The organism is Pseudomonas sp. Sample_24 (assembly GCF_004307605.1).
In the GTDB taxonomy this organism is placed as follows: Bacteria; Pseudomonadota; Gammaproteobacteria; order Pseudomonadales; family Pseudomonadaceae; genus Aquipseudomonas.
The window spans coordinates 1-3,907 of the sequence record NZ_RCNW01000224.1 but is presented as its reverse complement, the minus strand read 5'-3'; the positions used below and the strand labels follow the sequence as shown (position 1 = coordinate 3,907).

Sequence of the window (3,907 nt, the reverse complement as noted above, 5' to 3'; positions counted from 1 at the left end):
GCAGGTGTTGAAGCTGGAACGCGGAGCGTCCCTGGAGGCGTTCCCACGCAGAGCGTGGGAACGTTCGGTTCATATTAGTGCGACATCACTTCACGGATGTCGCGGGCCAACTCTCGTACACGTTCTTCTTCGGTATCCCACGAACACATGAAGCGTGCGCCGCCGTTACCGATGAAGGTGTAGAAACGCCAGCCCTTGCCTGTCAGCGCGGCGATGGCCGGTTCCGAGAGTTGCAGGAACACGCCGTTGGCCTGTACCGGAAACATCAACTCGACACCGGGAATGTCACTGACCAGTTCGGCGAGCAACTGCGCACAGCGGTTGGCGTGGTTGGCGTATTTGAGCCAGGCGTCGTTTTCCAGGATGCCGACCCACGGCGCCGACAAGAAGCGCATCTTCGACGCCAGTTGCCCGGCCTGTTTGCAGCGATAGTCAAAGTCTTCCGCCAGTTTGTGGTTGAAGAACAGAATCGCCTCGCCCACGGCCATGCCGTTTTTCGTACCGCCAAAGCACAGCACGTCGACACCGGCCTTCCAGGTCAGGTCTGCCGGCGAGCAACCGAGGAATGCGCACGCATTGGAAAAACGCGCGCCGTCCATGTGCAGATTCAGCCCGAGTTCCTTGCAGGTGGCGCTGATCGCGCGGATTTCGTCCGGGGTATAGACGCTGCCCACTTCGGTGGCCTGGGTCAGGGTCACGACGCGGGGTTTCGGGTAATGGATGTCCTGTCGCTTGAGCGCGACTTCGCGGATCGATTCCGGTGTCAGCTTGCCGTTTTCAGTACGGGCGATCAGCAGCTTGGAACCGTTGGAGAAAAATTCCGGCGCGCCGCATTCGTCGGTTTCGACGTGGGCGGTTTCCGAGCAGATCACGCTGTGGTAACTCTGGCACAGCGACGACAGGGCCAACGAGTTGGCGGCGGTGCCGTTGAAGGCGAAAAACACTTCGCAATCGGTTTCAAACAGTTTGCGGAATCCGTCGGAGGCGCGGGCGGTCCATTCGTCGTCACCGTAGGCGCGCTGGTGGCCGTGATTGGCCTGTTCCATGGCCGCCCAGGCTTCAGGGCAAATGCCGGAATAGTTGTCGCTGGCGAATTGTTGGCTCTTATCGGTCATGGCCTGCTTCCGTGATCGGGACGCTTATGGTGAAGCGCCTCGTGGTCAATGATGGTGCGCACTTTACCGAAGATCGTCCGGGGAGTACGTGGGATGTTTCTGTCAGAAAGATACAAGGATGCCGGGCAATTATGCACATGACTATGCCCGTAAAGCAGCGCGACGGTGCACTGGACCTGCTCAAGTGGTTGGCGCTGCTGAGCATGGTGCTCGATCACCTGCGATATGTCGGTTATTCCGTCGATCTGTTGTATGTGCCGGGACGTTTGGCGTTCCCGTGGTTTTGTCTGGCGATGGCGGCGAACCTGGCGCGCAAGCCGGCCCAGGCGAACGCTGGGCAGTGGCGCTATCTGGGCTGGTTGCTGCTGTTCAGTGCGCTCAGTGAAGTTCCTTACCGGATGTTTATTGCCAATCCCGACACGCTGAACGTCATGCCCACACTTGTCCTTGGATTGCTGGTGGCCCGTGGCTGGCAGCAACCGGCGCTTCAATCGCGTTTGCTGGCGGTGGCTGCACTGCTGCTGGCGGGTTTTTTTTCGCAGCGTGTGATGTTCGGTTTTTTTGGCGTGTTGTTGCCGTTGGTACTGCTGTGGGTGATCCGTCGTCCCTGGTATTTCGCGTTGCTTGCGGGGCTTGTCTGTCTGGCCGCCAATCAATGGCAGGTGCTGTATTACTCCGTTCGGCTGGGCAGTCATGTGGCTGTGGCGGCCATTATCACTTGTCTGATTGCGCCATGGCTGGGGCTGTTCCTGTTGCGACATGCCCGTGACGCAAAACCACCGCCGATGCGACGCTGGGCGTATGCGCTGTATCCGGCGCATTTCCTGGTGTTGCTCGCAGTGCGACAGGCCATCGCCTGACCCGACCCCTGTGGCGAGGGAGCTTGCTCCCGCTGGGCTGCGCAGCAGACCCAACGCCTGTGCATGCGGTCTGCCCGTCAGCTCGTGGTTATCGCTTTTGCGACTGCTTCGCAGTCGAGCGGGAGCAAGCTCCCTCGCCACAAAGGCATCCACTGGCTCGGCCATTTCACGCCATGTCGTAAACGCACCTTTGCGTGGCGCCCGTAGGCATTTGACCCTTCGAAGCCAGTCATACCATCGCTATCAAAGGGCACTGCCGAAACGCCAGTGCCTCACCGAGACGAATGGCGCACAGATGCCGCTGGGAGAGACGCGATGTTCAGCAAGCAAGACCAGATCCAGGGTTACGACGATGCACTGCTGGCGGCGATGAATGCCGAGGAGCAACGTCAGGAAGATCACATCGAGCTGATCGCGTCGGAGAACTACACCAGCAAGCGCGTGATGCAAGCGCAAGGCAGCGGCCTGACCAACAAGTACGCCGAAGGCTATCCGGGCAAGCGCTACTACGGTGGCTGCGAGCACGTCGACAAGGTCGAGGCCCTGGCCATCGAACGCGCCAAGCAGCTGTTCGGCGCCGATTACGCCAACGTCCAGCCGCACTCCGGTTCCTCGGCCAACAGCGCCGTGTACCTGGCCTTGTTGAACGCCGGCGACACCATTCTGGGCATGAGCCTGGCCCATGGCGGTCACCTGACCCACGGCGCCAAAGTGTCGTCCTCGGGCAAACTCTACAACGCCGTGCAGTACGGCATCGACACCAAGACCGGCCTGATCGATTACGACGAAGTCGAGCGCCTGGCCGTCGAGTGCAAGCCGAAGATGATCGTGGCCGGCTTCTCGGCCTACTCAAAGACCCTGGACTTCCCGCGCTTCCGCCAGATCGCCGACAAGGTCGGAGCGCTGCTGTTCGTCGACATGGCCCACGTGGCCGGCCTGGTCGCTGCCGGCCTGTACCCGAACCCGCTGCCGTATGCCGATGTGGTCACCACCACCACCCACAAGACCCTGCGCGGTCCACGTGGCGGCCTGATCCTGGCCAAGTCCAACGAAGAAATCGAGAAGAAGCTCAACGCCGCGGTCTTCCCGGGTGCCCAGGGCGGCCCGCTGATGCACGTCATCGCCGGTAAAGCGGTGTGCTTCAAGGAAGCGCTGGAGCCAGGCTTCAAGGCTTACCAGCAACAAGTGATCGACAACGCCCAGGCCATGGCCGGCGTGTTTATCAAACGCGGCTACGATGTAGTGTCCGGCGGCACCGATAACCACTTGTTCCTGGTCAGCCTGATCCGCCAGGGCCTCACCGGCAAAGAGGCGGACGCAGCACTCGGTCGCGCCCACATCACCGTCAACAAGAACGCTGTGCCGAACGACCCGCAGTCGCCGTTCGTGACCTCCGGCCTGCGTATCGGCACCCCGGCCGTGACCACACGCGGCTTCAAGGTGACCCAGTGCGTAACGCTGGCCGGCTGGATCTGCGACATCCTCGACAACCTCGGCGATGCCGATGTCGAGGCCAATGTCGCCCAGCAAGTGTCGGCCCTGTGCGCGGACTTCCCGGTTTATCGCTGAGCGCGGTTTTGGAGTAAATGACTATGCAACGCTATTCGGGCTTCGGCCTCTTCAAACACTCCCTCAGCCACCACGAAAACTGGCAGCGCATGTGGCGCACGCCGACCCCGAAAAAGGTCTACGACGTGGTTATCGTCGGCGGTGGCGGGCACGGTCTGGCGACCGCCTACTACCTGGCCAAGGAACACGGCATCACTAACGTGGCCGTGGTCGAGAAGGGCTGGCTGGGCGGCGGTAACACCGCGCGCAACACCACCATCGTTCGCTCCAACTACCTGTGGGACGAGTCGGCGCACCTGTACGAGCATGCGATGAAACTGTGGGAAGGCCTGTCTCAGGACCTCAACTACAACGTGATGTTCT

General features: G+C 61.1%; 4 protein-coding genes. 3 read left to right on the top strand and 1 reads right to left on the bottom strand.

The window, feature by feature from the left end:
• Window positions 1-74 precede the first annotated feature (74 nt).
• Window positions 75-1,115 carry a low specificity L-threonine aldolase gene (locus D8V06_RS11880; protein ID WP_056853884.1) on the bottom strand — a complete coding sequence of 347 codons (1,041 nt, stop codon included), beginning with the start codon at window positions 1,113-1,115 and terminating at the stop codon, window positions 75-77.
• A gap of 131 nt (window positions 1,116-1,246) precedes the next feature.
• Between D8V06_RS11880 and D8V06_RS11875 the strand changes: the two genes are divergently transcribed.
• The 3 genes from D8V06_RS11875 to D8V06_RS11865 form a co-directional block, all read left to right on the top strand.
• Complete coding sequence (locus D8V06_RS11875) at window positions 1,247-1,975, top strand: TraX family protein (protein WP_241667810.1); 729 nt, start codon at window positions 1,247-1,249, stop codon at window positions 1,973-1,975.
• Window positions 1,976-2,290: 315 nt separating this feature from the next.
• On the top strand, window positions 2,291-3,544 hold the full coding sequence (gene glyA, locus D8V06_RS11870; protein ID WP_056853882.1) for a serine hydroxymethyltransferase: 1,254 nt from the start codon (window positions 2,291-2,293) through the stop codon (window positions 3,542-3,544).
• Window positions 3,545-3,567: 23 nt separating this feature from the next.
• Window positions 3,568-3,907: FAD-dependent oxidoreductase (locus tag D8V06_RS11865; RefSeq protein WP_130931013.1), on the top strand; the 340-nt coding region annotated here is incomplete at its 3' end.

What these genes read in the sequence shown, in the direction of transcription:
- D8V06_RS11875 (WP_241667810.1), top strand. Translation starts at nt 1,247, where the DNA reads ATGCACATGACTATGCCCGTAAAGCAGCGCGACGGTGCACTGGACCTG.
- D8V06_RS11880 (WP_056853884.1), bottom strand. Translation starts at nt 1,115, where the DNA reads ATGACCGATAAGAGCCAACAATTCGCCAGCGACAACTATTCCGGCATT.
- glyA (WP_056853882.1), top strand. Translation starts at nt 2,291, where the DNA reads ATGTTCAGCAAGCAAGACCAGATCCAGGGTTACGACGATGCACTGCTG.